Raw genomic sequence first — 21,161 nt, 5'->3', positions numbered from 1 at the left:
TCCCGGACTGTCGCGAATCCCGGACTGTCGCGAATCTCAGACGGTGATGCCGTGGCCGGCGAGAACCTCGATCAGCGCGCGCGGACGGTCGGCGGGGGCGGCGTCGTGGACCAACGCGAAATCGCAGCCCAGGGCCCGGGCACCGCCGTCTGCTTCCTCGCTGTCGCCCACCATCAGCGCCTGCTCCGCCTGTGCGCCGAGACCGTCGAGGGCGGCGTTGAACAGTCGGGGGTCGGGTTTGATCGCGCCGACCTCGAACGACAACGCGTAGGCCGACACCAGATCGGCGACACCCTCACGGGCGAGGACCTGACGCAGGTCGAAGGCGATATTGCTGACGATACCGACCCGGATCCCCTGCCGGGAAAGGCTGGTCAGAACCGCAACGGTGTCGGGGTACGGGATCCACGAATCCGGGTCCAGCACCCGCTCGTACAGCGTCTCGGCGTGACCGGGCACGGTCAGCCCCGACGCCCGCAGGATCGCCACATACGCCCGGCGATGCAGCCTCGGATCGAGGTCTCGGTCGCGCCAGGCGCTGCGCTCGTCGTCGGTGATGTCGACGGTGAGTCCGACGGGCTGGGTGAGCCGGCGGATCAGCTCCGCCTGATGCTCGAGATGGAGTGGTTCGCCGTGTTCGTCGTGCACACCGGCGAACCACTCATCACGATGCTCGAACCGGAACAGTGTTCCGGAGAAGTCGAACAGCACCACGCGCGGCATTCTCACGCCCCCGCCGCCGCCACCACGTCGGCGATGCGTTGCGCGGTGTGCAGGGCGGCGTCGGCGGTGCCCGCCTCCACCATCACCCGCACCAGTTGTTCGGTCCCCGACGGACGCAACAGCACCCGGCCGACACCGGCGAGTTCGGCCTCGGCGTCGTCGACCGCCTGCTGAACCTCGGGTGCGCGGGCCACCGCATGCTTGTCGGCCACGCGCACGTTGATCAGTTCCTGCGGCAGCACCGTCATGATGGCGGCCAGGTCGGCGAGGCGACGGCCGGTGACCGCGAGCTGCTCCATCAGCAACAGACCGGTCGCGATACCGTCGCCGGTGGTGCCGATCGCCGGGATCACGATGTGGCCGGACTGTTCGCCGCCGAGCGAGTACCCACCCTTGCGCAGCTCTTCGAGCACGTACCGATCGCCCACACCCACGGTGCGGACCCGCACCCCGGCGTCCTTCATGGCGATGTGCAGCCCGAGGTTGCTCATCACCGTGGCCACGAGCACGCCGTCACGCAGACGTCCGGCCGAGTTCATGGCGTTCGCGAGGATCGCCATGATCATGTCGCCGTCGACGACAGCACCGGTGGAATCGACCGCCAGGCAGCGATCGGCATCGCCGTCGTGGGCCAGGCCCAGGTCGGCGCCGTACTCCAGAACGGCGGCCTGCAGGGTGTCCAGGTGCGTCGAACCACAACCGTCGTTGATGTTGACGCCGTCGGGGTCGGAATGGATCGCGATGACCTTGGCGCCGGCGTCGGCATACACCTGCGGGCCCAACGCGGAGGCGGCGCCGTTGGCGGCGTCGACCACGACGGTGACACCGTACAGCGAGTGACCGACGGCCGAGGCCAGATGTTTGCGATAGCGGTCGGCGGCGTCGGGAGCGTCACGCACCCGGCCCACGGCCGCACCGATGGGCCGCACGAACTCGGCGTCCATGGCTGCCTCGATCTTGTCCTCGACGTCGTCGGGCAGCTTGTGTCCGCCGGCGGCGAAGAACTTGATCCCGTTGTCGGGCATCGGATTGTGCGACGCCGAGATCATCACGCCGAGGTCGGCGCCGTAGTCGGCGGTCAGGAACGCGATGGCCGGGGTGGGCAGCACACCCACCCGGATGGCGTCGACACCGGTCGCCGCCAGGCCCGCGCAGACCGCGGCCTCCAGCATCTCACCGGATGCGCGCGGATCCCGCCCGACGACGGCAATAGGGCGACGCGAGGTGTCGCCGGACACTGTCTGGAAAACGACCGCGGCGGCCGAAGCCAGGCGCAACGCGAACTCTGGGGTGAGTTCGTCGTTGGCCAGGCCCCGGACGCCGTCGGTTCCGAAAAGGCGAGCCACGCGTCAGCGCTTGGAGTACTGCGACGCCTTGCGGGCCTTCTTCAGGCCATACTTCTTGCGCTCCACCGCACGCGGGTCGCGGGTCAGGAAGCCTGCCTTCTTCAGGGCGGGACGATCATCCGGGGTGACCTCGATGAGGGCACGGGCGATCGCCAGACGCAGGGCGCCGGCCTGACCCGAGGGGCCACCACCGACGAGGCGGGCGTACACGTCGAACGACTCGGTGCGCTCGACGGTGACCAGCGGAGCCTTGATGATCTGCTGGTGCACCTTGTTGGGGAAGTAGTCCTCGAGGGTGCGGCCGTTCAGCGTGAAGTCGCCGGTACCGGGCACCAGACGCACACGGACCACGGCCTCCTTACGGCGGCCGACGGTCTGGATCGGACGGTCGATGACGATCGGGTCGCGCTCGACGACGTCGGTCTCCACGGCCTCGGCGTCGTAGTCGTCAGCCGCGACCTCGGCCTCGTAGCCGTCCTCGCCCTGCTCGACGGCGTCCTCGACGACCTCGGCGCTGTCCACCTCAAGGTTCTCCACGGCGTCGTTGGTCTCGTTGCTCACTGGGCCACCTGCTTGATCTCGAAGGGCACGGGGCGCTGGGCCGCGTGGGGATGGTTCGGGCCGGCGTACACCTTCAGCTTGGAGGCGACGGCGTCGCTGAGCTTGTTCTTCGGGAGCATGCCCTTGACAGCCTTCTCCACGACGCGCTCGGGGTGCGAGGCGAGCAGTTCGGCGGTGGTGCGGACCGTCAGGCCACCCGGATGCCCGGAGTGCCGGTAGTTCAGCTTGCTGTCGGCCTTGTTGTTGGTCAGGGCGACCTTCTCGGCGTTGATGATGATGACGAAGTCACCACCGTCGACGTTAGGGGCATAGGTCGGCTTGTTCTTGCCGCGCAGCAGATTGGCGGTCTGCACGGCCAGCCGGCCGAGCACCACGTCGGTGGCGTCGATGACGTGCCACGAGCGCGTGATGTCACCGGCCTTCGGTGCGTAGGTAGGCACAGTTGGTCCTCAACTCTTCTACTAGTGAATGCTGGTCGAGTACGTGAGCAGAGGGATTCCCCGGCGACCAGTGGGGACCCGGGCCTCGACTATCCGTGACCCACGAGAGTCTGCGCCCACGAAGGATCACGGATGCCACGCACCAGCGATCAACAGTACGCGGAAGTGCAGTTCAGGGTCAAAACGCCGGTCGGTCAGCCGGCCCCGCCCGCTCAGCGACCCGGAACCACCGGCCGGGGGCGGCGTCGACCCCGACAGGAGACGGTCGTTGCGGGAACTGCTCCTCACGTCACCGTCGGCCGATCCGCACCGACGAGACCGCCCGCACGCACTCGCCGGCCAGGGACTGGGCCTGATCGCCGTCCTGGCAACCCACGCTCACCTGCAGGCCGTCCGAGACCAGCACATACCAGCGGATCGGGCTGCCGGAACCGGGTGCCTCGCGGTAGCTGATCACATCACGTCCCGCATAGCCGGTCGACGCCGAGAACTCGGTCACCACCGCGTCGCCACGCTGACGGATACGGTTGCGCAGACTCAGCGCCACCGACTGCTGCGTCGCACCGGCCCGCACCGGGCTCAGCACCACGATGAGCCGGCGGCCGTCGGCGGGATCGGCGAACACCGTGCGGCGCGGCCCCGACCGCGCCGCCCCTGCCGGCGGGTCGGTGCGCCGCCACTGTCCCGGCACGCTCACCCGCACCCGGTCGAGGTCGGCGGTGACGACCCGCGGCCGGGCGACCGGATCACCACCCAGGACGATCGCCGCTCCGGCGGCCGACACGAGCACGCACAGCAGGACGACGGCCGCCGCCATCAGCGGCCGGTACCGACGACCGCCCGCCCGCCGCGGCCACTCGGTCGGCACCCAACCCGGGCCGGACCGACGCTGCGGCGAGCCGCGCAGGCCGTACTCGCGGACCAGCGCACGGTCCGCGGTCAGCACCCTGCCCGCCACGACGACGCCCGTGACCACCTCGACGGCCCGCGCCACCTCCGCCGGCACCGCCCCGTCGACGACCACGACCTCCACCGAATCATCGATCAGCCCGCCGATGTCGTCACCGGACCGATCCGGTTCGATGATCCCCTGCGCGTCCACCACCCAGCCGTCATCGGAGCGGACGACGATCGCCGCCGTCCAGAAAGGTCGCTGCCCGAACGCGTCCGGATGCGTCGGCAGGTGGGTGGTCTCGATCACCGCGCAGCGGCGCACGGCCCGGTCGGCGTGGGCGGCTGCCACCAGCGTCGCCCGCGCGGTGATCAGCACCGGACACCGCAGTCGCGCGGCCGCCTCGTCGATGACCGCGCGGCGCACGCTCCCCCACGTGCTCGGTACCCCCACCACCAGCGGAACGGGTGCGCCACACTGCGCGGCGCGATATTCCGTGAGGTCGCGCAGCAGGCCGAACCACATCGCCGAGGTGCGCCGGCGGACACCGTCGACGGTGACGGTCGGGGTGTCGATCGCGTCGAGCAGCCAGGTGACATCGATGCCGCGACCGTCCACGTCGGTGTGCCCGTAGGCCAGGTCGGCCACCGTGCGGGGATCGGCCCGCGCGCCCGGTGCAGGCCCGGCGGTCACTGACCGGCCGCCCCGGCTCCGGTGCCCTCGGATTCCGCAGATCCCTGTTCCGCAGATCCCTGTTCCGGCGTCGCCTGTTCCGGCGCCTCAGGATCCGGTGCCACAGGATCTGGGGCTTCCGGCTCCGGGGCTTCCGGCTCCGGCGGAACCATCGCCACCTGCACCATCTCGGTGGGACGGTTACGCGAGACCAGCTCGCCGCGGCCCGGTACGAGAGTCCGCATCCGCGACCGGCCGACAATGAAACCTTCCTCCCGGTCGCCACTCATCAGCAGCACATCGCACGAGAGCTCCCGCAGCCTGGTGATGAGCGGGTCGAACAACGCCCGCGCCACGCCGCCGGCCCGCCGGGTCAGCACGATCCGCAAACCCACGTCACGGGCGTTCGCGGCCACCTCCAGCAACGCCAGCAACGGATTGGCACCGGCCGTGGCCACCATGTCGTAGTCGTCGACGATCAGCACCACATCGGGCCCCGACCACCAACTGCGGTCCCGCAACTGCTGCGGCGTCACGTCCTCCGGCGGCATCCGCGCGGTGAGATAGGCCGCCAATTGCGTCATCATCTGCGTAGCCGTCTGCGCCGACGACGCCGACCCGGCCAGGTAATCGTCGTCGACCACACCGAGCAAGGTCCGGCGGTAGTCGACGAGCACGATCTTGACCTGTTCGGGGGTGGCACTGCCCACCAGCCCGTGGATGATCGTGCGCAGCAGGGTGGTCTTGCCGTGCTCGATGTCGGCGAACGCCATCAGATGTGGTTGCACGCCGAAGTCGAGGATCACCGGGGCCAGTTCGGATTCGCCGATCCCGATCGCCACCTGGCCCGGGCCGAGCGTGATCTGTGCGGCGGCCACCGCATCGGCCACCTCGATTGTGCTGATCGAAGTGCCGAGCCTGCGCACGGGCGGCGCGGCGCGGTCGGGAAACCGGGTGCCGATCTCGTGGACGGCCGACGCCACCGCGGACGTCAAGTCGTCGGTCGAGCTCGACGCGTCGAGCCGGGGCAGGGCGATCAGCATATGCAGTTCGCCCGGCGCGACGCCACGGCCGGGACGGTCCTGCGGGACCAGCGCCGCCGCCCGGCGCCCGAGTTCGGAGTCGATGGGGTCACCGAGCCTCAGTTCGATGCGGGTGCCGAGCAGGTCCTTGATGGCCGGCCGGACCTCGGCCCAGCGGGTGGCGGTGACGATCACGTGGACGCCGTACGAGAGCCCCTGCGAGACGATCGAGGTGAAGGTGTCCTCCAGCGATTCCAGATCCGAGCGCAGTGCCGCGATCCCGTCGAGGACCAGGAAGACGTCGCCGTGCCGATCGTCGGTCAGATCGTCGTCGGGCGCCGCTACACCGGTGCTCAGCCAGTGCGCCCGCCTGCTGCGGTAGTCCCGCATCGATTCGATCCCGTGCCGGGCGAACCGCGCCTCGCGTGCCCGCACGATGCCGGCCACCTCGGCGATCGTGCGGCGCACCCCGTCCATGTCGCCGCGCGTACACACCGAGCCGACGTGCGGGAGTCCGGCGAGGCCGACCAGGCTGCCGCCGCCGAAGTCCAGGCAGTAGAACTGCACCTGCTCGGGGGTGTGCGTGGCCGCCGCGGTCAAGACCACCGTTCGCACCGCGGTCGACTTCCCCGACTGCGGCCCACCGGCGATCGCGACGCTGCCCGCCGCCCCCGACAGGTCGATGACCTGCGGATCCCGCCGCTGATCGGCGGGACGGTCGATGATGCCGACCGCCAACCGCAGAGTCCCGGCCGCCCCGTGCCCGCTGAGCCGGCCGACCGTCGGCGATTTGTCCAACGGCGGCAACCACACCTCGTGCGCGGGTGTCCCGTGCCCCTCGATACGCCGCAACAGGGTCTGCAGCAACGACGCGGACGCGGCAGGTGGTGCTGTGGGCGCCAGGTCCGGCACCGGCTCCTCGTCGAGCAGGGCCTGCGCGCGGTCCAGCAGGGACGACCGCGACGGTTGCTCCACCGCGACCGTCTCCGCGCCGAACGGCACTATCGTCACCGCCCCCGGCCCGCCCGCGACACCGGGCCCCGGGCCACCGGCCGCGGGCGGCTCATAGGGACCGGACACGTAGCTGGCGTTGAAGCGGATCGGTTCGGCGGAATCGCATTTGAGATAGCCCGACCCCGGAACACTCGGCAGGTGGTACGCGTCGGGAACACCGAGAACCGATCGGGATTCGTTGGCGGAGAATGTTTTCAGACCGATTCGGTACGACAGGTGACTGTCGAGACCGCGCAGCTTGCCCTCCTCAAGACGTTGCGAGGCCAACAGCAGATGAATGTGCAACGACCGCCCCAACCGGCCTATCGCCACGAACAGTTCGGCGAAATCCGGTTTCTGAGAAAGCAGTTCGGAGAACTCGTCGACGACGATGAACAGTGCGGGCAGCGGTGCGAGGTCGGCGCCGGCCGAACGCGCCCGCTCGTAGTCGCCGACGTTCGCGAAATTGCCCGCCGCGCGCAGGATCTCCTGACGGCGGTTCATCTCCCCCGAGAGCGCGTCCTTCATCCTGTCGACCATGGCGAGTTCTTGCTCGAGATTGGTGATGACGGCGGCGACATGCCGGGCCCGTTCGAGGCCGAGAAAGGTGGCACCGCCCTTGAAGTCGACGAGCACCAGGTTCAGCTCGGTGGGCGAATGCGTGGCGATCAACGCCAGGACCAGGGTGCGCAGGAACTCCGACTTGCCCGACCCCGTCGCACCGACACACAGCCCGTGCGGCCCCATCCCGCCGTGCGCGCTCTCCTTGATATCGAGTTCGACGCGGGCGCCCGAGGCGGTGTAGCCCACGGGTACCCGCAGCCGGTCACGGCCCGATCGCGGACGCCACGCGGCAACCGGGTCGAAGGCCGTCGCGTCGCGGATGCCCAGAAGCGCGGTCAGACCCGGATCGGTTGCCACCGCATCCGATTCCAGCGACACCAGGGTCGCCGCCGTCGTGAGCCGATAGCGGGCCAGGCGGCGGGCGGCGGCGAGCGACTCGGGAATCGAGAGCGCGTCCATGTCCGCGAACTCCTCGACCCCCGCGCTGCTACGGGCCGATATCCGCCCACCGGACACGTTCAGGTGCAGTCCCCGCCGCACAGCCAGTTCGGTGGGTGTGTCGGCGATGTCGATGACGCTGACGCCGTCGATACCCGAATCGTCGGCGATGCGCTCGTCGCCCGCCACCCGGCCGTCGTCGATCACCACCACCAGATGCACCTGACCGGCCACTGGTGGGGCCGAGCGGGAGAAGCGGGAGCGCTCGCGCAGTTCGTCGGCCAGCGATCCCTCGAGAGCCGACAGGTCCGGATAGATCATCCGCACCGGGCCCAGCGCGTCGAGATGGGACGGATGACCGGCGTGCGGCAGCCATTTGATCCAGTCCCACAACGGTCCGGCCGGATCCGCGGTGACCACCGCGATCCGCAGCTGGTCCGGCGCGTGTGCCATCGCCAAACTGATCAGCATGGCCCGCACCAGACCTCGGGTCTGCTCCCGCGGCCCGCCGACCGCGACCGCAGGGAAGCCGCGCAACGAGATGGCCGTGGGCATACCGTGCACCACCGAATGGGTGCGCACGAACCGGCGCAGCGCCACCATCGAGACGGGCTCCAGATCCTCGATCGGGCCCACTTCCGGCGGCATCAGCCGCACAGCCAGCCGATGCGCTCCGACCCCGATCCTCACATGCGCGAAATCATTGTCGCCCGAACGTCTTTCCCACATCCTCCGGGAGCCGATGAGGTCGTGCGCGGCGGCCGGATCGGAGTGGCTCCAGGCCAGTGCGTCGCGCTGCTCGAGTGCGCTGTCGCGAACCTGGCGGCGCAGTTGCCCCAGATAGCGGAAGTAGTCCTTGCGCTCCTCGTTGAGTTCGGCCGCGCGTTTGCCACCGTTCCCGGACCGGCCGGACGCGAACATGCCGACCATCGACATGAGCATCATCATCGGAAACATCAGGAACAGCGGATTACTCATCATCTGCCGTCCACCGGTCACGAACATCAGCCCCACCATCCCGATGACGGCCACCACCATCACCACCGGCAGCAACCTGGTCAACAGGTTGCCGGGGACGGCACGCGGCACCTCGGGCGGCGGCGACAGTGTCAGCTCACCACCCGGCATCGGCGGTGGCGACACGCGGGCACGCCGCGCAAAACCTTCTGTGGTGACCACCATCGGACCGTTCCCCCGTTCCCCCTGCCGCCCCGTGCCTGTGCATCCGGGACTGGCCTCCCGGCGCCCGATTGTGCACAATGGGCGCCAATCGGTCATCGTAGCCGCGCTTCCGGGGGGAAGGAATATCGTTGTCCCAAGGCATCCAGCCATTGTCGGATCCCGAGCTCGTCGCCGGGCCCGAGTTGGTACGGGTCTCGGTCCTGGGCGGGAACACCCAGTTCGACGTGGGCCTGCCCGCGGGTGTGCAGATCGCTGCGCTGATCCCGGAGTTACTCTCGCACATACGTTCCCGGTCATCGGGCCATCCCGGATCGGCCTCCGGGGTCGATGACGACGACCACGACGGGACGGCATTCCGGCCACACTTGTGGACCCTGTCGATGATCGGCGGCGAGGATCTGCCGGCGGAGGTGACATTGTCCGAGTCGGGTGTCCGCGATGGCGAACTTCTGGTACTACAGTCCAGGAAATCCGGTGCGGCACCGCCACTCTTCGATGACGTCATCGATGCGGTGGCCCGACTCGGCGAGGAACGGACATCGCAGTGGTCGGCGACGACCGCTCGCTATGCCGGATATGCCGCCGCCGTTGCCTTCTCGCTCCTGACCGCGCTCGCCCTGCTGGTGGCCGATCACCCCGGTAGCGGGTGGCCTCTGGTGGTCGCGGCCGCGGCCTGCCTGGTGCTGCTGGTCGCGAGCGGCGTCGTCGGCGGGGTTCATCGCGACGCGGCCACCTCGATCGCGCTGCTGTGCACCACGCTGCCGCAGGCGATGGCGGCCGGGATGCTCGCCGTTCCGGGTGTGATCGGCCGCGCCGACATCGGTCTGGGCTGCGTGGTGGTGCTGGCCGTCGTGGTGATCTCCTATCGGGTGACCGGCGCCGGGGCACTGTGCCATAGCGCCGCGACCACCGCCGCCGTCCTCGGCGGAACGGCGTGCGGGGCAGCGCTGCTGACCGATGCCTCACCGGCCGAGGTGGGTGCGGTGACCGCGGTGTGCGCGGCGGCCGCGGTCGCCCTCGCACCGAGACTGACCATAGTGCTGGCAAAACTGCCGCTGCCACCCGTCCCGACCGCCGGCGGCGCGGGTGATCTCGTCGATCACGAACCGTCGCCGACGATCGAAGGGATCGGGGCGGTGGGCGCGATGGCCCTGCCCGACGCACGCACCCTCGAACGCCGGGTCGCTCTCGCCGAGTCGTACCTGACCGGAATCCTCACCGGTGCAGCCCTGGTCACGGTCACCGCGACCGTCGTATCGGTGTCGTGGCACACCTCCGCCTCGGTCGGCCCACTTCCGGTCACCGCCATCCTGGCCACCGTGATATCGGCGGTGCTGTGTCTTCGCGGCCGATCGCACAGCGGCCTGGCCCCCGCCGCGATACTGATCGGCGCCGGAATCCTCGGCTGGCTCGGGGTGTTGTCGGCGATGTTGTTCACCACCGATCCGGCGCCGGCCGGTGTGGTGGTGGCCGGACTGGTGACCGTCGTCGTGGCCACGGCCATCGGCGTCGTCGCCACCGCACACGAGTTCTCGCCGGTCATGCGGCGCGCGGTCGAGATCGGCGAGTACGTCCTGGTGGCCTCGATCGTGCCGCTGCTGCTGTGGATTCTCGATCTCTATCAGTCGGTGCGCAACCTGTGACCGCGACCGTCCCCACCGCCGCCCGGTTCACCCCTGCCGCCCGGTTCACTCTTGCCGCATTGCTGATCGCCGCAACACAACTGGTTCCCGTCGGTGCGGCCGCCATCGACCCGCCGGGCATCGACCGGCGGGCCCGGCCGACGGCCGGACCGATCGCCCCCAACGAGCCCACGCAGCGCCGCACCCTGTGCGCACGTCCTGTCACCACCCGGCCCTCCGCCACCCCCGCGGCCCAACGGCTGCTGAATCTGCCTGCAGCGTGGCGACTTTCGCGCGGGTCCGGGCAGAAGGTAGCAGTGATCGACACCGGCGTCACCCCACATCGGCGGCTTCCCGACATCATCGGCGGCGGCGACTACGTGTCCGCGGGCAAGGGCCTGGACGACTGCGACGCACACGGCACCCTGGTGGCGGGCATCATCGCGGCCCGACCGAGTCCCGAAGACCGGTTCTCCGGCGTCGCACCGGAGGCCACCATCATCGCCATCCGCCAGTCGAGCGGCGCCTACGCCGCCACCGGCAGTCGCCGGACGGACAACACGGGTGACGACACCGCCGTCGGGTCCGGCTACGGCACCATCAGCACCCTCGCGCGGGCGGTGGTGCGGGCCGTCGACCTCGGTGCGACGGTCATCAACATCTCGGAGGTGGCGTGCGTCCCGGCCGCCGAGCGGTTCGACGATCGGTCTCTCGGTGCTGCGATCCGGTATGCCTTCGACCGCAACGTGGTTGTGGTCGCGGCCGCCGGAAATCTGTCGTCGTCGTCGCAGTGCCGGACCCAGAATCCGGAGCCCGCGGTCGCGGGCTACGGCCGGGACAACTCCGCTGCCTGGCGTTCGGTGGTCACCGTCGCCAGCCCCGCCTGGTTCAGCCCGTACGTACTCGCCGTCGGCGCCGTCGACTCCGCCGACGGTTCTCCGGCCGATTTCAGCATCCACGGCCCGTGGGTGGGCGTGGCCGCGCCCGGTACCGACATCGTCAGCCTCACCAACGCGTCCCATGGGCTGGCCGGCGCGTACCGTTCGGACGACGGGTCGGTTCCCATCCGGGGCACCAGTTTTGCCGCCCCCTACGTCGCCGGAACAGCGGCACTGGTGCGATCCCGATTCCCGCAGCTGTCGGCGGCGCAGGTCATCGACCGGATCGTCCGCACCGCGCAGGGGCGCGGGTCGGGTCACGATGTCGCCGTCGGCTATGGCGTCGTCGACCCGGTGGCCGCGCTGACGACCGTGCTGCCGGACGAGTCGAACGGCGGTGGACTGTATACCGGCGGACCGGTCGAACCCCGGTCGACGCCCGTCGCCGCACCACCGGTCGCCCCCCTCCCGGACCGGGCGCCACGCGACCGCGCACTCTGGGGTTCGGCTGTCGGCATCTCGGTCATCGTCGCGACGCTACTGCTCGCGCTGCCCAACCGGCGGGTGCGCAGACTCCGCCCGGACGAATACTGACCTCGGACCACGATCTCCCGCGCCGGACGGTACCCGAAGAATCACGCGCGACCCACAGGAATTACGGGTGAACCACAAGAATCACCCATGACCGATAGGAATTGCATATGGGCCGAAAGTCCCTGTACGGGGGATGTGCGATGTCCGACCGGCCCCGCGTGTGAAAAGATACATTCGCGCCAGTGACGCCGAAATCGGTTCGGCGCCGGAATCGCAAGGGAGAACCGTCGTGTGGGATTCATTTTGGGACTTTCTGTGGTCCACGATCCTTGTCTTTGCGTTCATCGCGTACCTGATCATCCTGTGGCATATCATCGTGGATTTGTTCCGCGACCGGGACACCTCGGGATGGAAGAAGGCCATTTGGGTGGTGTTCCTCATCATCTTCCCGTACCTCACATCGATCGTCTATCTGATCGGACGGGGTAAGGGGATGACCGAACGCCAGATCGCGGCCGCCGAGCAGGCCAAGGCGGCGGGCGATGACTACATCCGTTCGGTGGCCGGGTCGAGCCCGACCCAGCAGATCGCCACCGCAAAGAGCCTGCTCGACTCCGGCGCGATCTCCGCGCAGGAGTTCGAAACGCTCAAGGCCAAAGCACTCGCGTCCTGATCTTGCCGCCATTGCGGACAAACGGTGGTGGTCACAGGATGTGACCACCACCGTTTGTCCGGTGCTGCCGAATGCTATTTGCGCACGGTGCGGGCCGGCCGCAGTTCGCGCGGCAGGGCGAAAGTGAGGGTTTCCTCGGCGGTGTTGACGGTGGACACGTCGTTGTAGCCGTGCTCGGCGAGCAATTCTACGACGCCGCGCACCAACACCTCGGGCACCGATGCGCCGGAGGTGACGCCGACGGTACTGACCCCGTCGAGCCAGGTCGGGTCGATCTCGCGGGCGTAGTCGACGAGGTAAGCGGCGGCGGCGCCGTTCTGCAGCGCCACCTCCACCAGCCGAACCGAGTTGGACGAGTTCTTGGAACCCACCACGATCACCAGTTCGCACTGCGGTGCCATCGCCTTCACCGCCACCTGACGGTTCTGGGTGGCATAGCAGATGTCGTCACTCGGCGGGTCGGCCAGATTCGGGAAACGATCCCGCAGCCGGTCGACGGTCGCCATCGTCTCGTCCACCGACAGCGTGGTCTGCGACAGCCAGATCACCTTCGACTCGTCGCGGACCGATACGTTCTCGACACTGGCCGGGCCGTCGACGAGCTGGATGTGTTCGGGGGCCTCACCGGCGGTGCCCTCTACCTCCTCGTGGCCTTCGTGGCCGATGAGCAGGATGTCGTAGTCGTCGCGGGCGAAGCGTTTGGCCTCCTGGTGCACCTTGGTGACCAGTGGGCAGGTGGCGTCGATGGTCCTGAGACTGCGTTCGGCGGCCGTCTTGTGCACCTCCGGCGACACGCCGTGCGCGGAGAACACGACGATCGCGCCCTCGGGCACATCGTCGGTCTCGCCCACGAAGACGGCGCCACGCTCGGTCAGCGTCTCGACCACATGCCGGTTGTGCACAATCTCTTTTCGCACATAGACGGGTGCGCCGTACTTGTCCAGGGCACGTTCCACCGTCTCAACGGCACGGTCGACACCCGCGCAGTACCCTCGCGGTTCGGCCAGCAGGACACGTTTGGAATCAGCCACGCCATCAAGGGTACGTGTTGGATTGCCCCGGGGATGAATGGCAGAGTTGTGACATGGTCCGCGCACCCTACACCGTCCGCATCGCCGCAGGTCTGATTGTGACCGCGATCGAGGAGACGCAGAAGCTCCCCACCCTGGTCGTAACACTACCCATGACCGCGCTCAGCGAGGCCCTCCAGCTCGGGATGCGAGTGCAACAGGGTGTGGCCGGACTGGCCATCAAGGGCGACCTGGCCCTGGAGCTGATGTTCGACAGGCCCAGCGAAGAACCCTCCTGGGCGCGCTTCGACGAGGACGAGGACCCGGTCGAACTGTCGCTGATACCCGCCGAACAACCCGGCGCCGACGCCCTCGACGACCAACCCGAACCGCCCGCCGCACAATCCCCTGCCCGGGAATCCCCGGCTCCGGACTCCCCCGCCGACGATGTCGCTACCCACCATGTCCCGTCCCACCATGTCGCTGCGCACGATGCCACTGCCCCCGAGGTCACGGCCCGACAAGCGGATGCGCAGCCGGCCGACGCAGCTCCGGGCACCGACCGCACCACCACCACCACCGAACCGGCCACCGGTGGCCGGTTCGCGCTGTACAGCTCAGCCCCCGACACCGTGGTGAAAGCCCCCGCCGACACCCGCCCGGGCGCCGCCGCATTCGACGGACCGGTGCCCGAAGTGGTCGAGTACATCGAATACGACCGCCTGACACTGGCCCAGTTGCGGGCCAAACTCCGCTCCGTCGGCACCGACGAGTTGGCCGCGCTGTTGGAGTACGAGCAGACCACCAAGGCACGGGCGCCGTTCGTGACGATGATCGAGAACCGGATCACCGCACAGCACAAGCGCCATTCAACCACGTGACCGGCGCGGTCTACACGTCTGCGGGCGGCGGCAACGAGCGCACCGCCAACACACCGGACGATCCGTGGCCGGTACGCACCGTCAACACCAAGATCGCCGACTGGGTCCACCGGCTCGGCCAGATCTGGGTGGAGGGGCAGATCACCCAGATCAGCCGGCGCCCCCGCGGCCGGGTGGCGTTCATCACGCTGCGTGATCCGGCCGCCGACATGTCGGTGCAGGTCACGTGCAGTCCTGATCTGCTCGACAGAGCGACGGTGCCGCTGTCCGAAGGCAGCCGGGTGGTGATGCTGGGCCGCCCCACCTTCTACACGGGTCGGGCCACCTTGTCGTTGCGGGTCTCGGAGATCCGGCCGGTCGGCATCGGTGAACTGCTGGCCCGTATCGAGCGGTTGCGGCAATTGCTCGCCGCCGAGGGCCTGTTCGATCAGCGACTCAAACGGCCGCTGCCGTTCCTGCCGAAGGCCGTCGGCCTCATCTCCGGCCGGGCCAGCGCCGCGTCGCGCGACGTGGTGGCCGTCGCCACGGCCCGGTGGTCGTCGGTTCGTTTCGAGATCCGCGATGCCACCGTGCAGGGTCCGGCCGCGGTGCCGAGCATCCTGCCGCTGCTGGCCGAACTCGACGCCGCCGATCACGTCGAGGTGATCATCATCGCCCGCGGCGGCGGCAGCGTCGAGGACCTGTTGCCGTTCTCCGACGAGACGCTGCTGCGCGCGGTATCGGCGTGCCGTACCCCGGTGATCAGCGCCATCGGCCACGAACCCGACAGCCCGCTGCTCGACCATGTGGCCGATGTGCGCGCCGCCACCCCCACCGACGCGGCGAAACGCGCGGTACCCGACGTGCGGACCGAGCTGGCCGGGATCGTCGAGCTGCGCCGGCGCAGCGCCCACGCGCTGCGCAACTGGGTGCACCGCGAGGAAGGCGGACTGGCCGGATTGCGCGCCCGGCCCGCGCTCGCCGCACCGCTCACCATGATCGACTCGCGCACCGACGACATCGCCCGGATGCGGACGGCGCTGCGCCGTGACGTGTCCCGGTCGGTCGAGGGCGAACAGCGCCGCATCGAGCATCTGTCCGCCCAACTCGGCACGCTCGGACCCGCGCAGACGCTGGCCCGTGGCTACGCGGTGGTGCAGCGCCTCGACATCGACGAGCCGCACGCGGTGTGTGCTGTCGGTGACCTGCCCGCCGGGGCACGCATCCGGATACGGGTGGCCGACGGTTCGGCCCCGGCGACCATCGACGCCGACGGGACCACGACAACTCCGGCGCCGACCGCGAGCCCCCTACCCCGACCCTGACGACCCCAACCCTGACGACCCCGACCACGACAACCCGGAGCAAGAGAGAGCAGTGACCCAGGACAAGCGCACCCCGGTGGACGAACTCGGCTACGAGGCCGCCCGTGACGAACTCATCGAGGTGGTCACCCTGCTCGAACGCGGCGGAATCGACCTCGACGCCTCATTGGCCCTGTGGGAACGCGGCGAAGCGCTGGCTTGCCGCTGCGAGGAACATCTCGCCGGAGCGCGCGAACGCATCGAGAAGGTGCTGGACCCGGACAACCGGCTGTCAGGTCACGACAGCTAGCGGGTCGACGCGGCCAGCGGCTGCTGCGCGATCACCGCCTCCGCGATGGTCCGGATGTCGGCGTCGGGGCCCTGAGATCGCACGCCGATACGCACATCGCCGAGATCGGCGATCCAGAACGTGTTCCCCTTCTCACCTTCGTAGACCACCCAGGACTGACCGCCCGCGTCCTGTCTGCCGGCGCCCCGCGCGTCATACCCGCCCAGATTGGCCACGAGCTCATCCTCGGTGGCATCGGTCTGGGTCAACTGCACGTAGGCGCCCTTGGTGCTGATCCAGCCGACGTTGCTCGACACCTTGCCGCCGACCATCTGCGTGGAGCCCGAATTGGGTTTCCAGCCTTCGGGGGTGGCCGGGCGCCGGACCGGGAACGGCATCGACCGGGCGTCGGCGGCCAGGGCGGCCGAGACGTCGAAGGCGGGAACCTTGTCGTCACCGGCACCGGCCTTGAGACCGAACGTCCAGTTGCCCGACGCGAACAGCACGAACATGCACAACGCCAGCAGCGCGAGGACGGTCCAGATCATGTCCCGCCCGTCCTGCAGGATGCGTGGTTTACCGGTGGCCATGACCACCAACATAAACCGGCACTCGGCTCAGCCCGAAATCACGACTTCACGCGGCCGGCGGCCGACACGACCGACAGCCGGATCCGTATCGGAACTAGGACTTGACTCCGCCGGCGGCCGACACGACCGACAGCCGGATCCGTATCGGAACTAGGACTTGACTCCGCCGGCGGTCAGACCCGAAACGATCCGGCGCTGGAACACCAGCACCATGATCACCAGCGGCACCGTCACGATGGTGCCCGCCGCCATGATCGCGGTGTACGGCTGGGTGAACGAGTTCTCCCCCGAGAAGCGGGCGATGGCCACCGTCACCGGTTCGGTGTCGCGTGTCGACAGCTGGCTGGAGAGCATGAACTCGTTCCAGGTGGCGATGAAGGCCAGGATGGCGGTGGTGAACAGGGCGGGTGCGGCAAGTGGCAGCACGATCAGCCGGAACGCCTGCGCGCGCGTGGCGCCGTCGATGCGGGCGGCCTCCTCCAGTTCCCACGGCATGTCGTTCATGAACGAGGTGAGTGTGTACACGGTGAGCGGCAGCACGAAGGAGATGTTCGGGATGATCAGGGCCTGATAGCTACCGATCCAGTTCAGGTCGCCGAACAACTGGAACATCGGCGTGATGAGCGCGACACCCGGAAACATCGACGCCGCCAGGACGATGCCGCTGACCACATATTTGCCGCGGAACTCGACCCGTGCCAGCGCGTAGGAGGCGAAAATGCCAAGGGTCAGCGCGACCGCCGTGGTGACAGCTCCGATCAGGAGGCTGTTGACGATGGAGCCGAGAAAGTCGTTGCCCTTGTCGGTCGACAACGCGTCCCGGAAGTTCTGGAACGTGACATGCGTGGGCCACCACGTGGTGTCAAAGGTGTGCTTGACATCGCGGAAGGCCGTGATGACCATCCAGTAGAACGGCGCCAGTCCCCACACCAGGATCAGCGCCACCCCGCCATATGTGCGGAGCGACGCGAATGCCTTGCGCCGGTTGCGCGCGTGCGCGTTCGACACCCTCGGCGTGGCCGTCGCGGCCGTCATCGGACTCCCTTTCGCTGCTCTTCTTGAGTGCGAACCACGTTGGCACCCAAGAACTTCACCATCAGGAAGGCAACCGCGAAGATCATCAGAAACACCAGCGTCGACAAGGCCGAGGCGCTGTTGAAGTTGCTGTTGCGCATTTCGGCCACCACCAGAATGGAGACCGTACTGGTCGGGGTGGCACCGCTCGTGCCCGACAGGATGGCCGGCAGGTCGTACATCCGCAGTACGTCGAGGGTACGGAAGAGCACCGCCACCATCAGTGCCGGCTTCACCAGCGGCAGCGTGATGTGCACGAACTGCTTCCACTTCGATGCCCCGTCGACACGGGCGGCCTCGTACACGTCGGACGGAATCAGTTGCAGCCCGGCGAGAATGAGCAGCGCCATGAAGGGCGTCGTCTTCCACACGTCGGCGATGATCACCGCGAACCGCGACGCCCACGGGTCGGTGGTCCAGGCGATGTCGGTGCCGAGCATCTTGTTGGCGATACCGTTGTCGGCGAAGATGAAGAACCACAGTTTCGCGGTGACCGCGGTCGGGATCGCCCACGGGATCAGCACACTGGCCCGCAGAAACGATCGGCCGACGAAGGTCCGGTTCATCACCGTGGCCATCCACAGTCCCAGCAGCACCTCGATGGCGACGGTGGTGACGGCGAAGAAGAAGGTGATGGCCACCGCCTGCCAGAAGTCGCTGCCGAGGTTGCCGTCGGGGCAGCTTCCGGCGCCGGTTCCGCAGTCACCGGTCAGCCACATCAGGTAGTGCTTGAACCCGGCGAAGCCGCCGGACTCGAAACGTCCGGTGGCCTCGTTCAGTCCGGCGTCGGCCTGGAACGACAGATAGACCGCACGCAGGACCGGGTAGGCGATGACCACCGCCAGCACCACCATGGTGGGTGCCAGCAGCCAGAACGCCCGGAGATCCCGGCCCTGCGTGCGCTTGGTGAGCGACTCCATCACGTCCGGTCGGGCCGGACGTGACCGAGCGAGACCGAATCGGTCACTTGGTCGCGACCTTGATCGCCTCGTCGATGTCGGCGGCGGCCTGGTCGACGGTCTTGGATCCGTTCAGCGCGGCGTAGACGTTGTCCTGGATCGCCTTGCTCACACCGTTGTAGTACGGGGTGACCGGGCGCGGCTTGGCGTTCTCGAGGGCGTCCTTGAGCGCGGGCAGGTACGGGAATTCCTTGACCAGGGACGTGTCGTCGTAGATGGACGCCAGCACCGGCGGGAACGAGGCCTCGGCGAATGCCTTCTGGTTGTCCGCGTTCTGGATGTACTTGATGAAGTCGACCGCGGTGGCCTTGTTCTTGGAGAAGACGTTGATGCCGTCGTTGTAGCCGCCGAGCGTGGAGGCTCCCGCGCCGTCGGGGCCGACGATGGCCGCGACACCGAACTTGCCCTTCACCTTCGACTCGGCATCGCCGGCGTTGGTGTACATATACGGCCAGTTGTAGGCGTAGGCCGACTCGCCGCCGACGAAGGACAGGTTGGTCTCCTCCTCGGTGAACCCGGTGGCCTTCTTGGGGATCACACCGTCCTTGTAGGCGTCCACGAGCGCCGACAGGCCCTCCTTCGCCTTGGTGGAGTTGACCTCCGGGGTCTTGCCGTCGGAACCGACGACCTGACCGCCCCACGAGTGGATGGCCTGGGTGGCGTTGACGGTGAGGCCCTCGTACTGCTTGAGCTGGGTGACCAGGCAGTCGACGTTCTTATCCTTGGCTTTGTCGCAGCTGTCGACCAGCGCCGCCCAGTTCTCGGGGGCCTTGTTGCCCACGACGTCCGTGCGGTAGTACAGCAACTGCGCGTTGGTGTTCTGCGGGCCCGCGTACAGCACGTCACGGTAGGTGGCACTCTCGACGGTGGCCGGCAGCAGCGGCGCGGTGTCGATGGCCAGGTCACCGGTGAGCGGTTCGAGCCAGCCGTTGGCTGCGAACTCCGCCGTCCAGGTGACGTCCAGTGCCATCACGTCGAACTCGTCGTTCTTGGCCTGCAGGGATTGAACCAGACGGGAGCGCTGGTCGTCGGCCTCACCGGGGAGTTCGACGATCGTCACCTTCTCGTCCGCGTGTTCCTTGTTCCACGAGTCGACCACCGGACGGATCAGGTCGAGGTCGTTCTTGCCCATGGCGAACGAGATGGCGCCGCGACCGTCGAGGTTCTTGCCGGCCGCGTCGTCGGCGCTGTCGCCGTCGTCCGAACATGCCGAGAGGACGAGAGCCGACGCCACCGAAAGCGCGACGGCCAATTGACTGCCGCGTCCAAACCGGGTCCTGGTACTCATAGTTCTCCTGTTCACAGGTCTGGTCGAGAAAATGTTGCCGCCCCGCCTAGTGCGCCTCGTGCGTCGCCGGTCACACCAAACTCAGGCAAAGTATCACATCGGCAGGGTGATGTGGCTTACAACCGCCTACCGGTGATCGTCGAGAACAAGTGCACCCGGGAGACGTCGAATGCCAGGCTCAGCCGGTCGCCCTTGTGCGGCGGGTAACGCCAGTCCGCGCGCGCCACGAGCGAGACCTCGTCACCGAACAACTCCGTACGCCCGTACAGGAAAGCATCGGAGCCGAGTTCCTCCACGACGTCCACGTCGACGGGCAGTGACTGCGGCACGGACCGGTCGTCGACGATGGCCAGATCCTCGGGCCGCACCCCCACCACGACCTCGTCCGCGTCGAGGTTGGCCGCCGACGGCGGCGGGATACGGATGCCACCCAGTTCGATTCCGCCGATTCCCACCGGCACGGTGAACAGATTCATCGCCGGTGATCCGATGAAGCCGGCGACGAACAGGTTCTCGGGCTTGGCGTACAGATCTCGCGGGCCGGCGCACTGTTGCAGCACACCCTTGTCCAGTACCGCGACGCGATCGCCCATCGTCATCGCCTCCACCTGGTCGTGGGTGACGTACACGGTGGTCACCGCCAGCCGGCGCTGCAACTGCGCGATCTGGGTGCGGGTCTGCACGCGGAGTTTGGCGTCGAGGTTCGACAGCGGCTCGTCCATGCAGAACACCTGCGGTTCACGCACGATCGACCGGCCCATCGCGACCCGCTGGCGCTGGCCGCCCGAGAGTGCCTTCGGCTTGCGGTCCAGATACGGCGTCAGATCGAGCATCTCGGCGACGGCGGCCACCTTCTTCTGAATGTCGGGCTTGGCCATGCCGGCCATCCTGAGCGGGAAACCCATGTTCTCGGCCACCGACATGTGCGGGTACAGCGCATAGTTCTGGAACACCATCGCGATGTCCCGGTCCTTCGGTTCGAGGCCGGTGACATCGGTGTCGCCGATCAGGATCCGCCCGCTCGACACCTCTTCCAGCCCTGCCAGCATCCGCAGCGACGTCGACTTACCGCATCCGGACGGACCGACGAGCACAAGGAACTCGCCATCGGCGATCTCCAGGCTCAACGAGTCCACCGCGGGTGTATCCGACCCCCGGAACAGGCAGGTGGCACCGTCGAATGTGACCGAGGCCATGGGCTCTCCTTCGCAACAGTCTGTGATGGTGACGACCGGATGTGTGTGCGG

At 68.2% G+C, this 21,161-nt stretch carries 18 protein-coding genes; 6 read left to right on the top strand and 12 right to left on the bottom strand.

Annotated elements, in window-relative coordinates; translation table 11 throughout:
* Nucleotides 1–36: 36 nt before the first annotated feature.
* The 6 genes from GII31_RS06765 to eccCa all read right to left on the bottom strand — a co-directional run bounded on the left by GII31_RS06765 (nt 37) and on the right by eccCa (nt 8,833).
* Nucleotides 37–723: an HAD family hydrolase gene (locus GII31_RS06765; protein WP_213249962.1), complete on the bottom strand. Its 687-nt coding sequence runs from the start codon at nt 721–723 to the stop codon at nt 37–39.
* 2 nt (nt 724–725) lie between these two features.
* Nucleotides 726–2,069, bottom strand: coding sequence for a phosphoglucosamine mutase (glmM, locus tag GII31_RS06760; protein ID WP_213247960.1), 1,344 nt, complete (start codon nt 2,067–2,069; stop codon nt 726–728).
* 3 nt (nt 2,070–2,072) lie between these two features.
* Complete coding sequence (gene rpsI, locus GII31_RS06755; RefSeq protein ID WP_213247957.1) at nt 2,073–2,630, bottom strand: 30S ribosomal protein S9; 558 nt, start codon at nt 2,628–2,630, stop codon at nt 2,073–2,075.
* Nucleotides 2,627–3,070, bottom strand: coding sequence for a 50S ribosomal protein L13 (gene rplM, locus GII31_RS06750; protein WP_213247955.1), 444 nt, complete (start codon nt 3,068–3,070; stop codon nt 2,627–2,629). Before rplM ends, rpsI begins: the two co-directional genes overlap by 4 nt.
* Nucleotides 3,071–3,359: 289 nt before the next feature.
* Entirely contained in the window at nt 3,360–4,655 is a 1,296-nt protein-coding gene (locus GII31_RS06745; protein ID WP_213247953.1) for a type VII secretion-associated protein, read from the bottom strand.
* Nucleotides 4,652–8,833: a type VII secretion protein EccCa gene (gene eccCa, locus GII31_RS06740; protein WP_213247951.1), complete on the bottom strand. Its 4,182-nt coding sequence runs from the start codon at nt 8,831–8,833 to the stop codon at nt 4,652–4,654. Before eccCa ends, GII31_RS06745 begins: the two co-directional genes overlap by 4 nt.
* A gap of 128 nt (nt 8,834–8,961) precedes the next feature.
* On the opposite strand from eccCa, the gene eccD reads away from it, so the two are divergent.
* The 3 genes from eccD (at nt 8,962) to GII31_RS06725 (ending at nt 12,540) form a co-directional block, all read left to right on the top strand.
* Nucleotides 8,962–10,476 carry a type VII secretion integral membrane protein EccD gene (gene eccD, locus GII31_RS06735; protein ID WP_246222135.1) on the top strand — a complete coding sequence of 505 codons (1,515 nt, stop codon included), beginning with the start codon at nt 8,962–8,964 and terminating at the stop codon, nt 10,474–10,476.
* A complete protein-coding gene (mycP, locus tag GII31_RS06730; protein WP_260840352.1) occupies nt 10,473–11,927 on the top strand; it encodes a type VII secretion-associated serine protease mycosin in 1,455 nt (484 codons plus the stop codon). The genes eccD and mycP overlap by 4 nt, the downstream gene beginning before the upstream one ends.
* A gap of 229 nt (nt 11,928–12,156) precedes the next feature.
* Nucleotides 12,157–12,540 (top strand): SHOCT domain-containing protein, encoded by a 384-nt coding sequence (locus tag GII31_RS06725; protein ID WP_213247949.1) that lies wholly within the window; start codon nt 12,157–12,159, stop codon nt 12,538–12,540.
* A 74-nt stretch (nt 12,541–12,614) separates the two neighbouring features.
* Here GII31_RS06725 and GII31_RS06720 read toward each other — a convergent pair whose 3' ends face one another.
* Nucleotides 12,615–13,571, bottom strand: coding sequence for a 4-hydroxy-3-methylbut-2-enyl diphosphate reductase (locus GII31_RS06720; RefSeq protein WP_213247947.1), 957 nt, complete (start codon nt 13,569–13,571; stop codon nt 12,615–12,617).
* A gap of 53 nt (nt 13,572–13,624) precedes the next feature.
* Between GII31_RS06720 and GII31_RS06715 the strand changes: the two genes are divergently transcribed.
* From GII31_RS06715 to GII31_RS06705, 3 genes are read left to right on the top strand one after another with little or no spacing between them, the layout of a single operon-like run.
* Nucleotides 13,625–14,431, top strand: coding sequence for a lipid droplet-associated protein (locus tag GII31_RS06715; RefSeq protein ID WP_213247945.1), 807 nt, complete (start codon nt 13,625–13,627; stop codon nt 14,429–14,431).
* The gene (xseA, locus tag GII31_RS06710; protein ID WP_213247943.1) at nt 14,428–15,735 is read left to right on the top strand and encodes an exodeoxyribonuclease VII large subunit; all 1,308 of its coding nucleotides are present in this window, start codon (nt 14,428–14,430) and stop codon (nt 15,733–15,735) included. The genes GII31_RS06715 and xseA overlap by 4 nt, the downstream gene beginning before the upstream one ends.
* 52 nt (nt 15,736–15,787) lie before the next feature.
* Nucleotides 15,788–16,024 (top strand): exodeoxyribonuclease VII small subunit, encoded by a 237-nt coding sequence (locus GII31_RS06705; protein WP_213247941.1) that lies wholly within the window; start codon nt 15,788–15,790, stop codon nt 16,022–16,024.
* On the opposite strand, the gene GII31_RS06700 is transcribed toward GII31_RS06705, so the two are convergent.
* From GII31_RS06700 to GII31_RS06680, 5 genes are all read right to left on the bottom strand, one after another.
* The gene (locus GII31_RS06700) at nt 16,021–16,593 is read right to left on the bottom strand and encodes a DUF4245 domain-containing protein (protein WP_260840350.1); all 573 of its coding nucleotides are present in this window, start codon (nt 16,591–16,593) and stop codon (nt 16,021–16,023) included. The two genes, GII31_RS06705 and GII31_RS06700, sit on opposite strands and share 4 nt — an antisense overlap.
* A 150-nt stretch (nt 16,594–16,743) precedes the next feature.
* Nucleotides 16,744–17,628, bottom strand: coding sequence for a carbohydrate ABC transporter permease (locus tag GII31_RS06695; protein ID WP_246222133.1), 885 nt, complete (start codon nt 17,626–17,628; stop codon nt 16,744–16,746).
* The gene (locus GII31_RS06690) at nt 17,625–18,587 is read right to left on the bottom strand and encodes a carbohydrate ABC transporter permease (RefSeq protein WP_213247937.1); all 963 of its coding nucleotides are present in this window, start codon (nt 18,585–18,587) and stop codon (nt 17,625–17,627) included. The genes GII31_RS06695 and GII31_RS06690 overlap by 4 nt, the downstream gene beginning before the upstream one ends.
* 43 nt (nt 18,588–18,630) lie before the next feature.
* On the bottom strand, nt 18,631–19,914 hold the full coding sequence (locus GII31_RS06685) for an ABC transporter substrate-binding protein (protein WP_213247935.1): 1,284 nt from the start codon (nt 19,912–19,914) through the stop codon (nt 18,631–18,633).
* A gap of 116 nt (nt 19,915–20,030) precedes the next feature.
* The gene (locus GII31_RS06680; protein ID WP_213247933.1) at nt 20,031–21,110 is read right to left on the bottom strand and encodes an ABC transporter ATP-binding protein; all 1,080 of its coding nucleotides are present in this window, start codon (nt 21,108–21,110) and stop codon (nt 20,031–20,033) included.
* Between the last annotated feature and the right edge of the window lie 51 nt (nt 21,111–21,161).

The sequence above is a fragment of the Gordonia pseudamarae genome, assembly GCF_025273675.1.
Lineage (GTDB): Bacteria > Actinomycetota > Actinomycetes > Mycobacteriales > Mycobacteriaceae > Gordonia > Gordonia pseudamarae.
Note: the sequence above shows the minus strand (reverse complement) of the source record. Positions and strands in the feature narration are given on the sequence as shown.